Source organism: Streptomyces panaciradicis, from assembly GCF_023516615.1.
Lineage (GTDB): Bacteria > Actinomycetota > Actinomycetes > Streptomycetales > Streptomycetaceae > Streptomyces > Streptomyces panaciradicis.
Genome location: NZ_JAMGBF010000084.1, coordinates 1 through 19,110, shown reverse-complemented (window position 1 = coordinate 19,110; position 19,110 = coordinate 1). Strand labels below are relative to the sequence as shown.

Sequence of the window (19,110 nt, the reverse complement as noted above, 5' to 3'; positions counted from 1 at the left end):
ACCCGCGCCGGGGCCCTCGGTCCAGTGCCGGGAGAAGCCGTTGACCGCGAGGAAGACGTGGTCGGCGTTCTTCGGGTCGACGGCGAAGCCGCTGAGGTAGCGGTTGGGCACGGTCCCGTCCGCCGGCAGGGTGATGTCGTGCCAGCCGGTGCCGTCCGCGTTGCCCACGGAGATGCCGCGGGCGAAGCCCTGGTTGTTGCAGGGGCCGCACCAGGCCGCGTACACCTTGCCGCCCGAGGCGGCGACGGCGGTGGCGGCGCGCCCGGCGCCGAGGTCGTACACGCTCTTCCACTCGGAGCCGCTGCGGATGGCGTAGCCGTGGGTCTGCACCCAGATGTGCCGGCCGCCCGCGACCCAGGTGTCGCTGTTCTTCAGGTCCGTCGTGAGCGGGGCGATGAAGCGGGCCTCGCTGGTGGCGTTGTCGGCGGGGGCGACGTTGTACGAGGTCGCCTTGGCCGGGTCGGTAGTCCAACTGCCATCGTTGGCCGCGCAGTTCTGGGTGATCTGGACGGCGAGGTAGACGTACTCCTCGGCGATGTCGCAGCCGTTGGCGGGGTCGGTGAGCGTGTCGCCGCCGTCGCCGCCGAAGTTGGAGCCCATCACGGTGTCGTTGCCGCGCAGGACGGACTGGCCGTTGTCCTGCAGTCCTCCGGTGACGGTGACGCCGCCGTGGTCGAGGTCCTTGCCGACGCCGACCGAGTAGTACTGCAGGGCGTCGATGGTGCCGTCGTTCAGGGACGTCCAGTCGGTGGCGTGACCAGAGGCGTCCTGGGAGCCGCTCAACGGGCGCCGGTAGACGCCGCCGTCGTTGCCGACGTACACGAAGCCCTTGCCGTGGTAGCGGCCGATGGCGACGCCGTGCTGGTCGGAGTGCGTGGTCTGGTTGCAGTCACCGGTCTGCTTGGCCGGGTCGATGCTCCAGCAGGAGAAGCCGAAGTTCCAGTACGGTCCGACGGTCGACCAGGTGGCGCCGCCGTCCTTGGACTCGTAGACCTCCTCCAGGCCCGCGTACACGTGCTTGGGGTTCGCCGGGTCCACGGTCAGGAACTGGTTGTACCAGGCCTGCACGCCGGGCATGTAGCCGCTGGAGGTCAGCGCCGAGCCGTCGGCGGCCAGTTGCTTGTAGTCGGCGACCTTCGTCCAGGGCCCGAACGGCGAGGCGGCGCTGTAGATGCCCTCCAGGCCGCTGTCCGGGTTGGACGCCATCTGCTCGGGCGACTGGTCGATGGCGTAGTAGCGCGAGCCGTCGGCGGCGTGCGCGAAGGTGACCGTGCCGACGTTGTCCGCGTCGGTCGGCAGGTCGCCGAAGCCGCTGGTGATGCGCGTCCAGGTGCCCTTGGCGTCCTGGGTGTAGAAGCCGTTGTAGTCGTCACCGCTGCGCCAGCCGACCGCGAGGATCACCTTCGAGGGGTCCTTGGGGTCGACGGCGATGTCGTTGGTGATGTTCTTGTACGCGGCCGCGTCGTCGTTCGCCTTCGAACCGCCCGGCAGGTAGTCGGGGTTGGGGGCGAACTCCAGCTTCCAGGCGCCCGTCAGCTTCTTCGTGGAGTGGCTCCACACGCCCTCGCTGGTCGCGGCCCACACCTTGCCGCCGCCGAAGCGGAGTTGGCGGACGGTGGTCGACTCCAGTTCGTCGCCGCCGACCCGGCTGCGCGCGGAGAAGGTGCCGTGGTGCGGGTGGGTCAGGACGTAGACACCGCTGCCGAGGTAGGCGTCGGCGTTGGTGTTCGCCTCGCCCGTGCCCAGCCACAGCCGCCCGGCGCCGTCCAGGGCGAGCGCGCCGGTCGACTGGGAGGGCAGCTTGTCGCTGAGGGGCTTCCAGTTCCCGCCGCCCCGCTCGGAGCGCCATACGCCGCCGCCGGCGCTGCCCGCGTACACGTATCCGTCGTCGTCGGCGGCCATCGCCGCCATGCGGCCGGTGACATTGCCCGATCCGCCGCTGGAGTTGGAGTCGATGTCCCGGTAGCGGGAGTCGTCGGAGTTGTAGGGCAGGTCGGTGAGGTGGCGCCAACTGCCGCCCGTGCTGGGCAGCTTGGTGAGGCTGCTCCACGCCGCGCCGTACGCGCCGGGGGCGACGACGCCCGGCGAGGTGCGGGCCTCGGCGTACTGGTCGGCGCCCTCGGCGATCTCGTCCGCCTCGTTGCCGCCGTCCTCGTCCTCGGCCTTCGCCTTGGGGCTCGTCGTCCCCGCCGTGTGCGCGCGTTGCGCGGCGAGCCGGTCGAGCGCACGGACCCCGAAGGGGTTGCCGTTCCCGCCTGGCGCGGCGCCCGCGGGTATCGCGACGAGGCCGGCGGATGCAGTGATGGCACAGATCGTGAGCCATCGTCTTCTACGGGTTGGTGCTGGCACCAGGTCCTCCCAAACGGACATCGAAAAGCCGTCGGCAGTGACCCGATCATGGAAGAGAGGACGCGAACGACGTCTTGGCGAGTCTTTGACCAGAACCTGTCACTGCATGGTGTTGTGCGGCGGTGCACGCCCGCCCCCTCGGCGGACGTGCACCGCTGCCGCGCCGGCGGATGCCGGCGGCTCCCACCGTCCGAAGCCGTAGGCGAACAGGTGGGCGGTGCCCGTGGAGCCCGTCACCGGCAGGGTGATCGACGCCACCTGCTTGGACGCGTCCAGCGGAACCTTCGTCGCGAAGACGTACGTCTTGACGTTGTTCCGGCCACCGTCACCGGTGTTGCGGTAGCCGGTCGTGACGGCCGTCGTGTTCGCCGGGAGAGGCTTGCTGGAGCCGCCGTTGAGCGTCCAGTCGGAGAAGCCGACCGTCGCCTCGGCGGTGGTGCCGTCGGTGTAGGTGACGGTCACCGTTCCCGAGACGCCGCTGCCGTCGGTCGGCGCGTTGGCCGCCGCGCCCAGCAGGCCCAGCGAGGCACCCGATGTGCCGGCCGGCATCCGGATGGTCTGGCCGGCCATCTCCAGGTTGTCCAGCTGACCGGCGGTCACCTTCGGCCACGCGTAGGAGATGCCGTCGGCCGTGACGGTCGAGCCGCTCGTGACGCCCGCCGCCGCCAGCGCGTTCTGCGAGAACGCCCAGCCGCCGTTGTCGAAGCCGCCCGAGAAGGTGGCTCCGTCGGGGTAAACGCCCTCGTTGGTGGCGTACGGCCACAGCGCGCCGGCCTCGGCCACGGCCACCCGGAGGGTCGCCGCGCTCAGCGCCGCGCCGGTGCCGTGGTCGGTCAGCGCGAAGGCGACCGGATAGGTTCCCTCGCTCGCGCCCGCCGTCACCCGGACCTTCGCCTCGGCGCTGCCCGCGGCGGGGACCGTCAGGGAACCGGAGGACGTGTCCAGCGTGACGCCCGAGGGCGCGGTGGCCTTCCAGTCGACCGTGACCGCCTTGCCGCCGAGGTTGGTCACGTCGAGGGTGGCGTCACCGGACGCGCCGGGTTCCAGCACCAAGCCGTCGCTCGACGGACCGGTGGCGGCCAGCACTCTGTCGCCGCCCGTGGTGTCCGACGGCGGTGCCGCCGACGGGCCGGACGCCCAGGAGGTGTCGGGCCGGGTGCCGAGCGTGAAGTCGAGGCTGCCGGCTCCCTTGAGTTGCCGGTACGTCAGCCAGGAGGTGTTCCACGCCTTGCCGTTGACGTCGAGCGACTGCACGTAGGGCGCGTCGGTCGCGGCCTGCGGCGCGTTGATCCGCACGGTCTTGCCGCCGCCGGGCGTCACCTGGGCCACCGGGAACACGGGGCTGCCGAGGACGAGGGTGTCGGCACCCGGGGTCTCCGGGTACATGCCGAGCTCGGACCAGACGTACCAGGAGCTCATGGCGCCGAGGTCGTCGTTGCCGAAGGAGCCGACCGGGGCGTCGAAGTACAGCTTCTGCTGGGCGTCGCGGACGGCTGCCTGGGTCTTCCACGGCTGCCCGGTGTAGTCGTACTCCCAGGGGATCTCGACGCTCGGCTCGTTGCTCAGGTCGGCGTCGGTGCCGCCCGGGTGGGTGATGTCGTCGAGCAGGCTGTCCAGGTAGGACGAGTACGCCTTGGCGCCGCCCCGGGCCTGGATGAGCTGCCGCAGGTTGAAGGGGACCATGGGCGTGTACTGGGCCGAGGTGCCCTCCACGAAGCCGTTGGAGGTGCCGGGGGTGAACCCGTTCGCGAACTGGCCGTCCTTGTTCCTGGCCTGGAGGTAGCCGGTCTGCGGGTTGAAGACGTTCATCCAGTCCTGGGCACGCGCGGCGAACTTCGCGTAGACGTCGGTCCGGCCCAGCGATTTCGCGAAGGCGGCGAGGGCGTAGTCGGCGGAGTCGTACTCCAGTTGGGTGGAGACCGGGCCGTAGAAGTTGCAGCAGCCGTAGTCGTTCTCGTCCAGGGGGAGGTAGCCCTTGGCGTCCCGCACGGACTCGCCGGGGCGGTCGTTGTTGGGGGCGGTTGCCTCGTGCTGGAGGGCGGCGAGCGCCTTGCCGGTGTCGAAGTCCGTGGCGCCGAAGGCGTACGCGCCGGCGATGATGCCGGCGGCCGGGTCACCGACCATCACATAGCTCTCGCCGTTGTTCGAGGCCCACTTGGGCAGCAGGCCGGTCTGGTCGTACCCGTTGAGCATCGAGGTGACGACGTCCGCGGTGACCTTGGGCTCGACCATCGCCATCAGCTGGGTCTGGGAGCGGTAGGTGTCCCAGCCGGAGTAGTTGGCGTACTGGGCCTGCTGGCCCTTGGCCAGCTTGTGGACCTGGTTGTCCATGCCCATGTACTGGCCGTTGGCGTCCGAGAAGACGTTGGGGTGCAGCAGGGCGTGGTAGAGCGCGGTGTAGAACTGCGTCTGCTGGTCCGAGGTGCCGCCGCCGATGCGGACCTTCTTCAACACGGTGTTCCAGGCGTCGTGGTTGGCCTGCCGGACGCCGTCGAAGTCCCACTTCTTGATCTCGGCCGAGAGGTTGGCCGCGGCGTTGGCGTCGCTGGTGTAGGAGATGCCGACCTTCGCGTTCACCGTGGGGGTGGAGGACGTGTCGAAAGTCAGGTACATGCCGTTGGCGCCGGTGGTGGGCGGCTGGGCGGCCTTGGCGGAGGACCGCTGTCCGGTGCTCGCGCTCGGCGCCGGGGACGGCGTACCGGAGCCCTTGGCGCCGCCGCCGTGGATCGTGGGGGCAGGCCGCGTCGGCACGGTGAAGTGCTTCTCCTTCCGCGGCCCCGTCCTGGATGCCGTGGGGGCGTGCCGGACCTTGCCCGCCTTCAGTGACGTGGCGTCGGGGTGGATCGTGCCGCCGACCCAGGTGCCGCTCGCGGTGAACGGCTGATCGAACTTGATGTCGAAGTGCAGCGTGTACCGGTTGCTCGCCCCGCAGAAGTGACCGCTGTCGACGGCGCCGCTGATCTCGTGGTCGTTCACCACCTGGACCCGTGTTCCGTCCACCTGCGTGGCTCCGCCGCTGAGCTTGAACAGCAGGTTCGCCTGCTGACCCGCCGGGAACGTGAAGCGGCCCAGGCCCGCGCGCGTGGTGTCGGTCAGTTCCGTCCTGACACCGTTGTCATCGGTGACCTTGTAGGAGCCGATGCCCGCCTGCTCGTGGTCGTGGCTGAAGCCGACGGAGGTGTCGCCGAGCTTGCCCGACAGCGCGCCGGTCACCGGCAGGACGGGCAGGTCGCCCGCGACGGGGCATCCGGGTCCCGAGACGTGGGTGAGGCTGAAGCCGGAGATCTTGCTGTCTTCGTACTCGTAGCCGCCGCCGTCGGGGCGGTGGGGGGTGGTGTCGGGGCCCCACTGGACCATGCCCGCCGGCATGTCGGGTCCGGGGAAGGTGTCCACGGCGCCCGATGTGCCGATGAGCGGATGGACGAGGGACGCGGGGTCCTTCACCAGGGTCGGCGCGCCCGCGGCCTGGGCACTGCCCGTCGCCGTGAGCGGGAGGGCGGTCATGCCCAGGACGCAGACCACGGCCAGGCGTTGACGGAGTCTCTTTCGGTTGCGTTGCGCGGCTGAACGTCGGGGTCTCACCATCGGTTGCCTCCGCGGCAGTTCGTGCTTCGCCCATCAGGTGCCGGCACCCCGAGAAGCACGGAACACCGGCCGCAGGCAACGCTCGCGGGTCGCCTCGACGACGGCCTGACAACGTTGCCATGCACAAGTGTCGAGTGAAACGCCCGTGCTGATGGTGTGTCAACGAGGCGTACGGGCCTTTCTGGGTAAGAAGTTCTTTGCCATCGCCCGAGCAACCGCCGCCCGTACCGCGGACGTCGGGGACCCGCCGCCGAGCCCGTTCCGGACTCGGAAGCGTCTACTGTGGCCGTGCCTCGCGAAGGAGACACGACATGGCGATCCACCGGATGGACAACGTACTCATCGTCGTCGAGGACTTGGACGCGGTCATCGCGTTCTTCGTCGAACTCGGCATGGAGCTCGAGGGCCGGGGTCCGCTCGACTGGCCCGGGGCGGAGCGGGTCATCGGGCTCCAGGACGTCCGGCAGGACGTCGCCATGCTGCGCGTCCCGAACGGCCAGGGGCGCGTGGAGCTGGCGAAGTTCCACCGGCCGAAGGCCGTCGCCCCCGAGCCGGCGCACGCGCCCGCTAACACCCTCGGTCTTCGCCGCGTCATGTTCGCCGTCGACGACATCGAGGACGTCGTGGCCCGCCTGCGGACCCTCGGCGCCGAACTGGTCGGCGAGATCGTGCGGTACGAGAACGTCTACCGGCTCTGCTACGTCCGCGGCCCCGAGGACATCGTCGTCGGACTGGCGGAGGAGCTCGGCTGAAAGGCTGCGCCGGCCGCCCAGGGGTCCCTTCGAGTCCCCCCTGCGTGCGTCATGTGATGCTGGCGCCATGACTGATCACAGCGGGGTTTCCGTCGTCCGGTGGCCGGGGTCGGGCGATCTGCCCGGGGGTGGGCCGGCGACGCTGTTGGCTGCCTACCATCTGCGGACCCAGGCCGAGAAGGGTGAGGAAGTCGCCGGTGTGGACGAGTTGCCGGAACGCTACCGGGCCGAAGTGCTGGATCCGCGGGCGGCGTTCGCCGACGACGTCGTGCTGCTGGCGTTGAGCGGGGACGCCGCGGTGGGGTGCCTGGTACTCACCGCCCCCGTCGACGGCCGGGCGGAGATCAAGCGGCTGTGGACGGACCCGGACCACCGCGGCCTGGGCATCGCCTCCGGCCTCGTCGGTGCCGCGCTCGCGCAGGCCGGGGAGAGCGGCGTCGGCGTGGTGCGGTTGTCGGTGTGGGAGTGGCGGACGAGCGCGGTGGCGCTGTACGAACGGCTGGGATTCAGCGTCTCCGAATCGTGGGACGCGAGGGAGCGGCTCGTCTGCATGGAACGCGTCGTGTGAGCGGTCGCGGGCATGCGGCGACGGAGGCTTCGGCCGCCTGACGCGCAGGCCTGAGCCGGTGGGCGGGGACGGTCACCGGGGCAGGGGCTGCGGCGTCCGCCGCACCTGGTGCCCTGGTGGCCGTCCCCGCCCACCGGCTCGGGACGATTCGGCTGGAGGTGGGGGTGTCACTCCACGGTCAGCAGGCCGGCGCGCAGCCGCTCCAGCAGACGGCTCAGCAGCCGTGAGACGTGCATCTGCGAGATGTTCAGGGCCTTGCCGATCTCGGCCTGCGTGCGCTCCTCCACGAAGCGCATGTGGAGGATCAGCCGGTCGCGTTCGTCGAGGTCGGCGATCAGGGGTGCGAGGGAGTGGAAGTCCTCGACCAGCTGCAGCGCGTTGTCCTCGTTGCCGATGAAGTCGGCCAGGACGCTCTCGCCGTCCTCGCTGGTGGAGATGGCGGCGTCCAGCGAGGAGGAGGTGTAGCCGTTGGAGGCCAGACGGGCCTCGATGACCTCTTCCTCCGACAGGCTCATCAGCTGCGACAGCTCCGCCACGGTGGGCGTGCGGCCCAGGCGGCTGCTGAGTTCCTCGGTGGCCTGGGCGAGCTGGACCCTGGCCTCCTGCAGTCGGCGGGGGACATGGACGGCCCAGGAGGTGTCGCGGAAGAACCGCTTGATCTCCCCGACGATGTAGGGGATCGAGAAGGAGGTGAACTCCACTTCGCGGGAGACCTCGAAGCGGTCGATCGCCTTGATCAGGCCGACCACGCCGACCTGGACGATGTCCTCCATCTCCTGGGGCCCGCGGCTGCGGAACCGGGAGGCCGCGTAGCGCACCAGCGAGATGTTCATCTCGATCAGTGTGTTGCGTGCGTACTGGTATTCCTGCGTGCCCTCTTCCAGGACCGCGAGCCGCGCCAGGAACTGGCGGGTCAGCTCGCGGGCGTCCTTCGGGGCGATACGGGAGGCATCGACGCGCTCCGACAGCTGTCCCGTGCCGACTTCCGTGGTCAACGCCGCCGTCATGATGAATGTCTCTCCCTCGTCCTCGATACAGCCGGTCAGCCGCTCGCGCTGCCGAATACCCCGGATTCTGGGTCTCACGCAGTATCGGATGCGTGAACGAGCCTCTGGCTGAAAATCGACCGTCGGGCTCACGGGCGGTACGCCCCTGCCGGGCTCTCTGCTCGGGCCACGGGTTCGCCCCTTTTGGGCCCTCGCGGGGGGTTTCGGCCCGCGTCCTCGACGGTTTGCCGTTGGCCGAAATCCATCCTCTCGCGCGACTCGGTCCCGGCGCGGCGATCAAGGTGTGAGCAGGCGGTCCTGCTCCGGCAGTGGCGCTCCCGCGTGCCAGTCGAGGGCCTTGCCGAAGCGGACCAGCTCGCCGTACAGGCTGGGGTCGACGTGCTCGGCGAGGATCAGGTCGAGGACCGCCGTCGCGGCCCGGGCCGGCGACTGGGCGTGACCGTAGTCACTGAACCAGGGGCGGGAGGTGGCGGTGTCGACCATGCCGGGGCACACGGCGGCGACCAGGGTGCCGGTGGCGAGATCGCCGTCACGGCGTTCGGCGGCGAGGGCGCGGACGGCGGCCACCTGGGCGACCTTCGAGGGGACGTTCAGCCACACCGGCCAGCCCGCCTCCTGGGCGGTCCCGTGACGCACGGCGCGGCGCCACTCCTCGACGGCGTGCTCGACCCGCTCCAGGCTCGCCCCGTCGAACAGGGGGTGCAGCCGGGGGTCGAGGTGGCCGAGGGTGCCCAGGCTGCTGGCCACGACCAGCAGCCGGCCGCCCGGCCGCAGGACCGGCCCGAAGGAGCGCAGGATCGCGTGCGTGGCGGTGTTGGAGACGTCGATGAACTCGTCCGCCCGTGCCGCCTGGGACTCCTCGGGCAGCACGCGGGCGACCGCGTTGGAGATCACGACGTCGACCCCGCCGTGCCGGGAGCGGAGGTCCTCGGCGAGGCGGGCGATGGCGTCGGTGTCGGTCACGTCCAGGACCCGGCCCTCGACCCGGGCCCGGGTGCCGGGCAGGCGGGCGACCTGGTGGGCGGCATCCGTCACACGCTGATGACTGCGGCCCGTGAGCAGGACCAGGTCGTCCAGGTCCATACGGGCCGCCAGCCCTTCGACGAGGGCCCGGCCGAGTCCTTGGTTGGCGCCCGTGACGAGGGCGATGCGCGAGGTCGTCATGCCGGCAACGCTAGGAGCGGTCAGGCCCATGAGTCCAACGAGACTTCGGCACCCGTGGTATGCGTAAACGTCATGGACTTCAGGGATGTGTCGCTGACCGCGCTGCGCGTCTTCCGCTCCGTCGCCGAGCAGGGGACCTTCACCGCGGCGGCCGTCTCGCTCGGCTACACCCAGTCGGCGGTCTCCCGGCAGATCGCCGCGATCGAGCGGGCCGCGGGCGCGGAGCTGCTGGAACGGCGGCGCGACGGCGTACGGCTGACCTCCGCCGGCCGTGTCGTCATGCGCCGTGCGTCGGTCGTGCTGGACGAGATCGATGCGACCGCGCGCGAGCTGTCCGGTCTGCCCGGGCAGGCCGGCACCGTCCGCCTCGGCTGGTTCCCCAGCGCCGGTGCCGTGCTGGTCCCCCGCGCCCTGGCCGCCCTGCGCCGAACGGCCCCCGGGCTTCAGGTCGTCGGCCGGGAGGGCAGCACCCCGGCGCTGGTGCGCGCCCTGCGGGCCGGGAGCCTCGACCTCGCGCTGCTCGCCTCGGCGCCGCCCTTCCGGCCGCCGGACGCCGAGTCGCCTCCGCTGGTCCTGCGGACGCTCACCGAGCGCGCCCTGTGTCTGGCGGTGCCGGCCGCCCACCCCCTGGCCCGCGGTGACTTCGTCGACGTAAGCGATCTGCGGGGGCAGCGGTGGATCACCGGTTCCGCGTCGGGAGAGGACACGTCGATGGGCGTGTGGCCGGGGCTGGACGAGCGGCCCGAGATCGCGCACACCGTCCGTGACTGGCTCGCCAGGCTGCAGTTGGTCGCGGCGGGCTGCGGTCTGACCACCGTGCCCGCCGTGCTGGCCCGCGTCGCGCCGCCGGGCGTGCGCGTCCTGCCCGTCCGTGGCGGCCCTCAGGAGCAGCGGCGCCTGCTCCTGGCCCGCCTCCCCCACCCGCCGGCGGATGCGGTGGACCGGGTGGCGGCCGCCCTCGGCGCGGCGGCCCTCGACACCGACACCCCGCTGCCGTACCAGCCACCGTCTTGACGCACGGCAGGCAGCGGGATCAGGCGTCCGGTGTCAGCCATCCGGCGTCAGCGGGCCGGTGGAAGGCGGCGGGTCGGCCAGGCGGGCGGCGGCACATCGCGGACCGAGGCGGCCCCCCTCCGCGCGGCGGCCCCGACACCGACACCCCACTGCCGTACCAGACACCGTCGTGACACACGGCACGCAGAGGGATCAAGCGTCCGGTGTCAGCCATCCGGCGTCAGCGGGCCGGTGGAAGGCGGCGGGTCGGCCAGGCGGGCGGCGGCACCTCGCGGACCGAGGCGGCCCCCCTCCGCGCGGCGGCCCCGACACCGACACCCCACTGCCGTACCAGACACCGTCGTGACACACGGCACGCAGAGGGATCAAGCGTCCGGTGTCAGCCATCCGGCGTCAGCGGGCCGGTGGACGGCGGCGGGTCGGCCAGGCGGGCGGCGGCACCTCGCGGACCGAGGCGGCCGACCTCCGCGCAGCGCCCCTCGACGCCGCCACCCCACCGCCGTACCGGCCACCGTCCCGACGCACGACACGCAGCGGGATCAGGCGTCCGGTGTCAGGCAGGACGGCAGCGGGCCGGTGGACGGTGGCGGGTCGGCCAGGCGGGCGGCGGCACCTCGCGGACCGAGGCGGCCGACCTCCGCGCAGCGCCCCTCGACGCCGCCACCCCACCGCCGTACCGGCCACCGTCCCGACGCACGACACGCAGCGGGATCAGGCGTCCGGTGTCAGGCAGGACGGCAGCGGGCCGGTGGACGGTGGCGGGTCGGCCAGGCGGGCGGCGGCACGTTGCGGACCGAGGAAGGGGACGAGGACGGAGAAGGTCAGGACGGGGAGCAGGGCGGGCAGGTCGGCGGTCCGGCCCGCGGCGATGTGCCGGTAGATCGCGGAGTAGACCCCGCCGACCACCGTGTCGACCACGTCCTGGGTGGGCACGGGCAGGTCGGTCTCGGGCGCGTCGGTGAAGAAGTACCGGAAGCGGGCCAGCAGTTCCTCACGCGCCGCCCGGCCCGCGGGACCGACCGCGTCGATCTCCACGATGGCCATGGCCGCGAACGCCGGCGCCTCGGCGAGGATGCCGAGCAGCGCGCCGAGCCCGGCCCGGACCCGGCCGGGCCAGTCGGGGCCCTGGCCGTGGGCTTCCTCCATGGCGTTGAAGACCAGGGAGGTGCCGTGGTGGTGGGCGGCGAGGAAGACGTCCTCCTTGCCCTTGAACAGCTCGTAGAAGACCGGCCTGGTCACGCCGGCGGCCTTGCAGATGTCGCTGACCCGGGTGCCGGCGTAGCCGACCTGGGCCACCGTGCGGACGAATCCGTCGAGCAGCCGGTCACGCTGGTTGGCGGCGACCGCCTCGGCCGAGGACCGGCGCGGTCCCGGCCGCAGGGAGCGCTGCGGGTCGCGTCCCGTACGCGTCCCGGGCAGCACCAACACAGGTGCCATCGCGGAGCTTTCTGCCATCGCGCACCTTTCTTCGTCACCAACTCGCGTGCACTGCCTTGACGTTGAATACCCGTCAGGTTTACAACCTTCACAGGTTTTCCACTCGGCCGGACCGGCGGCGATTCGCCACCGGAGCCGTCAGTTTCACGCACCCGCAAGGCCGCAACAAGTGCGCCCGCGTCCCCGACGCCGGGCCGGACACCCGCACCGGTCCGCCGTTCCCCCTTCCGGGAACGGCCGTGCGGGGTGCCGCTCCCCCACCCGGCGGAGCAGCCCCCGCCCTCTTCGCCACCCCCCGTACCAGAGGACCCTCCATGCGCAGACACCTGGCCTCCGCCCTCCTCACCACCACCGCCCTGACCACCCTGGCACTCCTGCCGGCCACCGCGGCCTCGGCCGACGGTTCCGTGCTCACCTACGGCAGCGCCGGCGGCAACGCCGTGTCCGTCGGCGACGTCCTCACCTCGTCGCTCGCCTCCGGCACCAAGGCCACCCTCGCCACCAGCAGCGGCGGCTCCTCCGGCATCACCTGCACGGGCTCCACCCTCTCGGCCACCGTGACCGACAACCCCGCCGCGCCGGGCACCGCCACCGAGTCCGCGACCTCCCAGACGTTCAGCGGCTGCAGCAGCAACGTCTTCGGCGTCACGGGCGTGCGCAGCATCACCGTCAACGGCCTGCCTTACACCACCTCCGCCGCCTCCGACGGCACCGTCACCGTGACGCCCGCCGCGGGCGGCACGATCCAGACCACGGTGGTCCTGTCGACCCTGCTGGGCTCGGTCACCTGCGTCTACCAGGCGCCCAGCCTGGCGGCGGTGAGCTCCAACAGCAACAACAGCCTGTCCTTCTCCAACCAGGCGTTCAGCAAGGTGTCCGGATCGGGGCTGTGCGCGGCCAACGGCTACTTCTCCGCCTCCTACGCCCCCATCGCGGACAGCAGCGTCAGCGGCTCGCCGGCCGTCTACACCAACTGAGCGCCCGCGAAGCACTCACAGCGCCGCCCCGCAGTCGAGCACGACGACTGCGGGGCGGCGGCACGCGGCCGGGTCCTCTGAGAGGGGACCCGGTTTCCGAGGGGGTTCAGGCGCTCGTATGACGTATCGCGGGGGCCCGCCGGGGTGCCGCGTGGTGGGCCGCCCTGGCCTCACCGTCGCCGTCGAGGCCCCGCAGCCAGTTGCAGGCCAGCGCCAGCAGGGCGGCGAAGACGGCCAGGAGCAGAAGGGACGTCCACATGGGCCGGCTGCCCGGAGAGTCCCATCCCGTCCAGATGCTCGACGCGGTCCACAGCACGACGCCCGCCGTGTAGAAAGCCCGCATCCGGCGCAGTTGCCTCGCGGCCCGCAGCGGCGTGAACTGATCATTCTGGGATGCCATGCGGCCCGTGTACCCCCATCGGCGTGATCCACCGCCACGGATCCGGTCCCGGGCGCGGCTCGTCATCCGGTCCCGGGCGCGGCTCGTCATCCGGTCCCGGGCGCGGCTCGTCATGTGCCCTGGTTGGGCTCCGGTGATCCAGGGCACCCGGCGATGGCTGTTGCCCCAGTCGGCCGACGAAGCACGGGAGGCACGCGTGGCCGTACGCCATCGCCTGATCAAAGTCGCACCTGAGGTCGTATGGGACCTGCTGTCGGACCCCAACCGGTACGCGGACTGGGTCGTCGGCACCTCCGACTCCCGCCCGGTCCGCGGTACGTGGCCGCAGACGGGCGCGGCGATCCGGTACCAGGTCAACCTGGGGCCCGTGGTGCTGTCCAACGAGACGACCGTCCGCTTCTGCGACCCCGTGTCCCGCATCGAGCTGGAGGCGCACGCGGGCATCCTCGGTACGGCACGGATCGCGATCGAACTGCGGCCGTGGGGCGAGTACTGCCTGGTGATCGTCGACGAGCACCCCTTGCAGGGAGCCGGCGGCAAGTGGCACAACTTCGCCTTCGAAGCCCTCATCCACCTGCGCCATCGCACGATGCTCGCCCGCCTCGCCCGGCTGTGCGAAGGCCGGACCGGCGAGGAGCGCCCCGCCCCCGGCCAGGCACCGGTCACCGCGGTGACGGCGCGGACGAAAGGCGGGACGTGACGTGACCGACGCCGTGGTGGTCGGTGCCGGCCCCAACGGTCTCGTGGCCGCCAATCTGCTGGCGGACGCCGGCTGGAGCGTGCTGGTACTGGAGGAACAGCCCGAGCCCGGCGGCGCCGTACGCCATGACCGGGGCGTCGACCCCGCGTTCGTCAACGACCTCTGCAGCTCCTTCTACCCCCTGGCGGCCGCGTCCCCGGTCCTGGCCTCCCTGCGGCTGCAGGACCACGGGCTGCGCTGGAGCCACGCGCCCAGCGTGCTCGCCCACCCGCTCACCGACGGCCGCTGCGCCGTGCTCGACCGGCGCATCGACGCCACGGCCGCCTCCCTCGACGCCTTCGCGTCGGGCGACGGCGCCGCCTGGCACCGCCTGCACGAGATCTGGGAACAGCTGCGGCCCGACCTGCTCGGCGCACTTTTCACCCCCTTCCCTCCGGTCAGGGCGGCGGCCCGGCTCGCGGTCCGGCTGCGGGCGGCGGGCGGGCTGCGCATGGCCCGCACCCTGGCGCTGCCGGTACGCCGCATGGGCGAGGAGGAGTTCGAGGGACAGGGCGGCCGGCTGCTGCTCGCCGGGAACGCGCTGCACGCCGACCTCGCCCCCGAGGCGACCGGCAGCGGAGGCTTCGGCTGGCTGATGGCCATGCTGGGCCAGACCTACGGCTTCCCCGTCCCGGTCGGCGGAGCGGGCGCCCTCACCCAGGCCCTGACCCGCCGCCTGGAGGCCGCAGGCGGACAGGTGCGCTGCGGGCAGCGCGTCGCATCGGTCGTCGTCCGCGACGGACGGGCGGTGGGTGTGCGGACGTGGGACGGGCAGTCGTACGCGGCCGGGCGGGCGGTCCTCGCGGACGTGTCGGTCCCCGCCCTGTACGGCGAACTCGTCGCCCCCGAGCATCTGCCCGACCAGCTTCTGGCCGACCTGCGGCGCTTCCAGTGGGACTTCGCGACGTTCAAGGTCGACTGGGCCCTCGACGGCCCGGTGCCCTGGCGGGCGGAACAGGCGGCACGCGCGGGGACCGTGCACCTGGCCGACGGCATGGACGAGCTGACCCGCTTCGCCGCCCAGATCGCCATGCGCCAGGTCCCGGACCGGCCCTTCCTGCTGTTCGGCCAGATGACCAAGGCCGACGCGTCCCGCTCCCCCGGCGGCACCGAATCGGCCTGGGCCTACACCCACGTGCCGCACGAGATCACCGCGGACGCCGGCGACGACGGCATCACCGGGCAGTGGGACGCCACCGACCAGCAGCGCATGGCCGACCGGGTCGAGCAGCAGGTGGAGCGCTTCGCACCGGGCTTCCGCTCGCTCGTGCGGGCCCGCCGCGTCCTGGCCCCGCCCACCCTGCAGTCACTCGACGGCAACCTCTTCAACGGCGCCATCAACGGCGGTACGACCGCTGTCCACCAGCAGCTGGTGTTCCGCCCCGTGCCGGGCACCGGACGGCCCGAGACGCCGATCCCGGGTCTGTTCCTCGCCTCCGCGGGCGCCCACCCCGGCGGCGGTGTCCACGGCGCGCCGGGCGCCAACGCCGCGCGCGCCGCCCTGCGCCGCCGTCGGCCGCCCGGCCTGGCCCGCGCCCAGCGCCTGCTGACCCACCGCGACCGCACCGGAAGGAAGAGCTGACCTCACCGGCGCCGCGACGCCCACCGCGGCGGCAACACCAGGAGCACGCATGAACCACCACCAGACCCCCGCCGACCCGCACCACCGGCGCCCGGACGGCACCGACGACAAGACCGTGGAGGCACTGGCCGCCCTGTCGAAGGCCCTGGAGACCACCGAACGCGCCAGAGGCCGCCTGTACGACTTCCACCAGCTCACCGGCACGGCCGACTTCCAGCTGGGCGACGCGGTGCGGCTCCTGCGGGAGGCGGGCCACCACGAGTGGGCCGAGAAGATCAGCGAGGAGATCCTCGGCCGCAACGTGATTCCCGGGCACTGGACCTTCCAGATCATCGAGGCGTACAACGCCACCTACTACCGGCCGTTCACCGAACTGGAGGCGACGGCCAAGGGCGAGCTGGCCGAGCACCGGGACCACCTGTACGAGGCGGAGCTGAAGGAGGAGCGCCGCACGCACGGTCACCCGGACCACACGGCACGACCGCCCCTGCCCCGGGAGTGACCCGCATCCGATCCGGGCGCCGCAGCCGAAGCACGTCGAAAGGACGTGCTCGCCCCGAGCCGGAAGGAGTGCCCATGGCGACGCACAGCAGTCCCCTGTCGGGCCGGACGATCGTGGTGACCGGAGCCGCGCGCGGTCTCGGAGCGGCGCTGGCCCGCGCGTTCTCCGAGCGCGGCGGCCGGGTCGCCCTGCTGGGCCACGAGAGGGCGGCGCTCGACGCGGTCGCGGCCTCCCTTCCCGGCCCGGCTCTGGTCGTGGAAGCCGACGTCACCGATGTCGAGGCGCTGCGCGACGCCGCCCGTCGCATCCGGCGCCGCCTCGGACGCCCCTCCGTCGTCGTCGCGAACGCGGGGATCGCCGAGGGCGGCCCGTTCGCCTCCTCGGACCCGGCCACCTGGAGCCGTGTCATCGAGGTCAACCTCGTCGGCAGCGCCCACACCGCCCGGGTCTTCCTGCCCGACCTGGTGGCCACGGCCGGCCACTTCCTGCAGGTGGCCTCCCTGGCGTCGATCGGCGCGGCCCCCCTGATGAGCGCCTACTGCGCGTCCAAGTCGGGCGTGGAGGCGTTCGCGCACTCGCTGCGGGCCGAGGTGGCGCACGACGGGGTCAGTGTCGGCATCGCCTACCTCAACTGGATCGACACCGACATGGTGCGCGACGCCGACCGGCACGCCGTGCTGCGCGAACTGCGCGCCCACATGCCGCCCCCGGCCCGCCGGGTCATGGCGGCCGACGTGGCCGCGGCACGGCTGGTGCGCTCCGTGGAGCGGCGCCGTACGGCCGTCTACGCCCCCGCCTGGATGCGTCTGACGCAGCCGGTGCGCGCGGCCATGCCGCCGGTGGTGCTGCGGCTGTCCCGGCGTGAACTGCCGCGGTTGCAGGAGCGGCAGCCCTGGCAGCACACCGGTCCGCTCGGTGCCGGGGGCCAGGCCGACCAGGCCGCGGCCCGTTCCACCGCCTGAACACGGCGGCCACCCGCCGGCCGCGAGGACAGCGAGGAACGACCACCATGCAGACGTTCCTGCCCGACCCGGACTTCAGGGCCTCGGCTCTCCTGCTGGACCGCCGCCGCCTGGGCAAGCAGCGCGTCGAGGCCCTGCAGGTGCTGCGGGGGCTGACCGTCCCGGGCTACGGATGGCGCCACCACCCCGCCGTGCGGATGTGGACCGGCTACGAGGAGGCGCTGGTCCGCTACGGCCTGGAGATCTGCCGCGTGTGGCGCGAGCAGGGGCACCAGGACAGCTGCGCCGCCTCCCTCGTCGCCGGACTCGCGGCGCACCGCCCCGGGGCGCCGGTGCGTGACCAGGCGGACCTGGCCGCCGGCCGGGAGCTGCCGCCCTGGCTCGGCGACGAGGCCTTCCACCGCAGTCACCGCTCGGCCCTCGTGCGCAAGGACCCCGAGGTCTACGCGGGCCTGTTTCCCGGGGTGCCCGACGATCTGCCCTATGTGTGGCCCGCCTCGGACCGCCAGGACGTGCCCGCGGGCTGAACCGACCGGACCGCGCTCACCGGCGCGGCCCGGCATCCCGCCCGCGGACGGCCAGGGCGCGCAGCAGCCGGCTGCGGCCGCGGTCGGGCACGGTCCACAGCGGGTGGCCACGTACGCCCCAGGACTCCAGCAGGACGTTGGCCGCCATGAATCCGCTGGTCGCGGCCCGTTCCATCAGAGCGACCGGCAGGTCCGTACGCACCAGATCGCCCGCGAGGACCAGGCCGTCGTGCGGGGTGCGCACGCCCGGGCGGTCGTCGTAGCCGCCGACCGGGAACAGCGGGCAGTCCTGGCGCCATTCGTGCCGTTCGTCGAGGATCCGCGCGTGCCGGGTCTCGGGATACACCCGCCACAGCTCCTCGATCAGGCGCTTGGCCTCCACCTCGGGGTCGGCGCCTTCGGGGAGCGCGTAGCCGTGCAGTTCGACGACGGTGCCGCCGGTGCGGGCGGCCCAGCGGGCGGCCTCGCCCTCCCACCGCTCCAGCACGCTGACGTTGTCCAGCGGCCCGTATCCGGCGGTCCCCAGGAACCCGGGCCGGCGTCGGTCCACGGGCCGGTCCAGCCAGAGGCGGGAGACGAGGAACGGTGGCGCGGTGCGCAGCCGGTGCACGCGTTCGCGCCAGGCGGTGTCGGACAGTCCGGGCGAGCGGCCGACCAGGGAGCGCAGTCCGGGTGTGTCGAGGGCCAGGACGACCTTGTCGTGCCGTGTCGCCCGCCCGTCGGCCAGGACCGTGAAGGCGCCGTCCCCGGTGGGCGCCACCTGGTCGACGGCCGTCGAGGTGCGCAGCGTGGCCCCGTGCCCGCGCAGATGGTTCGCCAGGGGCTCCCACAGGGCGGTCGGGAAGGGCTCCCGGGGCACGTCGAAGAGCAGTCCCTCGGAGCTGCCGAGGAAGTAGATGTGGAACATCAGGACCATCTCGGCGGCCGACAGCTCCCGGGGGTCGGCGAAGAAGCTGCGCGAGAAGACCTCGAAGGCCAGGTGCCGTGCGGCCCGCGGGAAGCGCAGGGACTCCAGGAAGTCGTGGGCGCTGACGGTGTCGAGCCGGTCGTAGACCTCCGGGACGCGGACGTCGAGCAGCGGGAGCGCGGCGGCCGGGTTCATGCGGAACAGGTCCCGCGAGCGGAAGGACGGGCTGAGCGCCACGAAGCCCATCGCGCTCAGCGGCGGGGTGCGCGGAACCCTGCGGAAGCTGTCGTGCGCTCCGGCGCCGTGGCGCAGCGGATAGTCCGGCAGACCGGTGAAGCCGGCCAGCGTCGGGTCGGTACGGCTCAACAGGGCGCGCAGGTTGTAGTACTGGCGGAAGAACGCGTGGAAGCCGCGGCTCATGGTCGCGGTGGAGCCGTCGTACAGCTCGACCTGCCAGCCGCCCACGCGGCCGCCCAGGTAGGGCTCGCGTTCGTACAGCGTGATCCCGACGCCGCGTTCGGCGAGGGCGGTCGCGGCGGCCAGCCCCGCGATGCCGCCGCCCACCACGGCGGTGGTGCGCGGTGGTCCGCTCAGCCGGGCCGCGCCGGGCGGCGCGGGCAGGTGCACGGCACGACGGT

The 19,110-nt window shown here is 72.5% G+C and carries 16 protein-coding genes; 9 read left to right on the top strand and 7 right to left on the bottom strand.

The features are described 5' to 3' along the window. On the bottom strand, window positions 1-2,349 hold a 2,349-nt coding region (locus M8J74_RS26400), incomplete at its 3' end, for a beta propeller repeat protein (protein ID WP_249838852.1). A gap of 99 nt (window positions 2,350-2,448) precedes the next feature. Beyond that, a complete protein-coding gene (locus M8J74_RS26395) occupies window positions 2,449-5,853 on the bottom strand; it encodes a lectin (RefSeq protein ID WP_249838851.1) in 3,405 nt (1,134 codons plus the stop codon). A gap of 392 nt (window positions 5,854-6,245) precedes the next feature. Here M8J74_RS26395 and M8J74_RS26390 point away from each other — a divergent pair, with 392 nt between their 5' ends. After that, on the top strand, window positions 6,246-6,686 hold the full coding sequence (locus M8J74_RS26390) for a VOC family protein (RefSeq protein ID WP_249838850.1): 441 nt from the start codon (window positions 6,246-6,248) through the stop codon (window positions 6,684-6,686). Window positions 6,687-6,753: 67 nt separating this feature from the next. Beyond that, on the top strand, window positions 6,754-7,254 hold the full coding sequence (locus M8J74_RS26385; RefSeq protein ID WP_249838849.1) for a GNAT family N-acetyltransferase: 501 nt from the start codon (window positions 6,754-6,756) through the stop codon (window positions 7,252-7,254). Window positions 7,255-7,421: 167 nt separating this feature from the next. Here the strand turns inward: M8J74_RS26385 and M8J74_RS26380 are convergent, their stop codons facing one another. Together M8J74_RS26380 and M8J74_RS26375 are read right to left on the bottom strand one after the other, a co-directional pair. Then, entirely contained in the window at window positions 7,422-8,261 is an 840-nt protein-coding gene (locus tag M8J74_RS26380; protein WP_249838848.1) for a SigB/SigF/SigG family RNA polymerase sigma factor, read from the bottom strand. A gap of 276 nt (window positions 8,262-8,537) precedes the next feature. Continuing rightward, window positions 8,538-9,425 carry an SDR family NAD(P)-dependent oxidoreductase gene (locus tag M8J74_RS26375; protein ID WP_249838847.1) on the bottom strand — a complete coding sequence of 296 codons (888 nt, stop codon included), beginning with the start codon at window positions 9,423-9,425 and terminating at the stop codon, window positions 8,538-8,540. Between the two features lie 72 nt (window positions 9,426-9,497). On the opposite strand from M8J74_RS26375, the gene M8J74_RS26370 reads away from it, so the two are divergent. Continuing rightward, a complete protein-coding gene (locus M8J74_RS26370) occupies window positions 9,498-10,439 on the top strand; it encodes a LysR family transcriptional regulator (protein ID WP_249838846.1) in 942 nt (313 codons plus the stop codon). A 711-nt stretch (window positions 10,440-11,150) separates the two neighbouring features. On the opposite strand, the gene M8J74_RS26365 is transcribed toward M8J74_RS26370, so the two are convergent. Next, on the bottom strand, window positions 11,151-11,876 hold the full coding sequence (locus tag M8J74_RS26365) for a TetR/AcrR family transcriptional regulator (RefSeq protein ID WP_249838845.1): 726 nt from the start codon (window positions 11,874-11,876) through the stop codon (window positions 11,151-11,153). A 314-nt stretch (window positions 11,877-12,190) separates the two neighbouring features. Between M8J74_RS26365 and M8J74_RS26360 the strand changes: the two genes are divergently transcribed. Next, entirely contained in the window at window positions 12,191-12,853 is a 663-nt protein-coding gene (locus M8J74_RS26360) for a Tat pathway signal sequence domain protein (RefSeq protein WP_249838844.1), read from the top strand. Window positions 12,854-12,959: 106 nt separating this feature from the next. Here the strand turns inward: M8J74_RS26360 and M8J74_RS26355 are convergent, their stop codons facing one another. Further along, entirely contained in the window at window positions 12,960-13,253 is a 294-nt protein-coding gene (locus tag M8J74_RS26355) for a hypothetical protein (protein ID WP_249838843.1), read from the bottom strand. A 196-nt stretch (window positions 13,254-13,449) separates the two neighbouring features. Between M8J74_RS26355 and M8J74_RS26350 the strand changes: the two genes are divergently transcribed. From M8J74_RS26350 to M8J74_RS26330, 5 genes are all read left to right on the top strand, one after another. Continuing rightward, window positions 13,450-13,953, top strand: coding sequence for an SRPBCC family protein (locus tag M8J74_RS26350; RefSeq protein ID WP_249838842.1), 504 nt, complete (start codon window positions 13,450-13,452; stop codon window positions 13,951-13,953). Window position 13,954: 1 nt separating this feature from the next. Further along, window positions 13,955-15,574 (top strand): phytoene desaturase family protein, encoded by a 1,620-nt coding sequence (locus M8J74_RS26345; protein WP_249838841.1) that lies wholly within the window; start codon window positions 13,955-13,957, stop codon window positions 15,572-15,574. Window positions 15,575-15,623: 49 nt separating this feature from the next. Beyond that, the gene (locus tag M8J74_RS26340; protein ID WP_249838840.1) at window positions 15,624-16,076 is read left to right on the top strand and encodes a hypothetical protein; all 453 of its coding nucleotides are present in this window, start codon (window positions 15,624-15,626) and stop codon (window positions 16,074-16,076) included. Window positions 16,077-16,150: 74 nt separating this feature from the next. Continuing rightward, a complete protein-coding gene (locus tag M8J74_RS26335; RefSeq protein ID WP_249838839.1) occupies window positions 16,151-17,038 on the top strand; it encodes an SDR family oxidoreductase in 888 nt (295 codons plus the stop codon). A gap of 47 nt (window positions 17,039-17,085) precedes the next feature. Further along, window positions 17,086-17,565: an MSMEG_6728 family protein gene (locus tag M8J74_RS26330; protein ID WP_249838838.1), complete on the top strand. Its 480-nt coding sequence runs from the start codon at window positions 17,086-17,088 to the stop codon at window positions 17,563-17,565. 16 nt (window positions 17,566-17,581) lie between these two features. Here the strand turns inward: M8J74_RS26330 and M8J74_RS26325 are convergent. Then, on the bottom strand, window positions 17,582-19,110 hold a 1,529-nt coding region (locus M8J74_RS26325; protein ID WP_249838837.1), incomplete at its 5' end, for an FAD-dependent oxidoreductase.

What these genes read in the sequence shown, in the direction of transcription:
- M8J74_RS26395 (WP_249838851.1), bottom strand. Translation starts at nt 5,853, where the DNA reads ATGACCGCCCTCCCGCTCACGGCGACGGGCAGTGCCCAGGCCGCGGGC.
- M8J74_RS26390 (WP_249838850.1), top strand. Translation starts at nt 6,246, where the DNA reads ATGGCGATCCACCGGATGGACAACGTACTCATCGTCGTCGAGGACTTG.
- M8J74_RS26385 (WP_249838849.1), top strand. Translation starts at nt 6,754, where the DNA reads ATGACTGATCACAGCGGGGTTTCCGTCGTCCGGTGGCCGGGGTCGGGC.
- M8J74_RS26380 (WP_249838848.1), bottom strand. Translation starts at nt 8,261, where the DNA reads ATGACGGCGGCGTTGACCACGGAAGTCGGCACGGGACAGCTGTCGGAG.
- M8J74_RS26375 (WP_249838847.1), bottom strand. Translation starts at nt 9,425, where the DNA reads ATGACGACCTCGCGCATCGCCCTCGTCACGGGCGCCAACCAAGGACTC.
- M8J74_RS26370 (WP_249838846.1), top strand. Translation starts at nt 9,498, where the DNA reads ATGGACTTCAGGGATGTGTCGCTGACCGCGCTGCGCGTCTTCCGCTCC.
- M8J74_RS26365 (WP_249838845.1), bottom strand. Translation starts at nt 11,876, where the DNA reads ATGGCACCTGTGTTGGTGCTGCCCGGGACGCGTACGGGACGCGACCCG.
- M8J74_RS26360 (WP_249838844.1), top strand. Translation starts at nt 12,191, where the DNA reads ATGCGCAGACACCTGGCCTCCGCCCTCCTCACCACCACCGCCCTGACC.
- M8J74_RS26355 (WP_249838843.1), bottom strand. Translation starts at nt 13,253, where the DNA reads ATGGCATCCCAGAATGATCAGTTCACGCCGCTGCGGGCCGCGAGGCAA.
- M8J74_RS26340 (WP_249838840.1), top strand. Translation starts at nt 15,624, where the DNA reads ATGAACCACCACCAGACCCCCGCCGACCCGCACCACCGGCGCCCGGAC.
- M8J74_RS26335 (WP_249838839.1), top strand. Translation starts at nt 16,151, where the DNA reads ATGGCGACGCACAGCAGTCCCCTGTCGGGCCGGACGATCGTGGTGACC.
- M8J74_RS26330 (WP_249838838.1), top strand. Translation starts at nt 17,086, where the DNA reads ATGCAGACGTTCCTGCCCGACCCGGACTTCAGGGCCTCGGCTCTCCTG.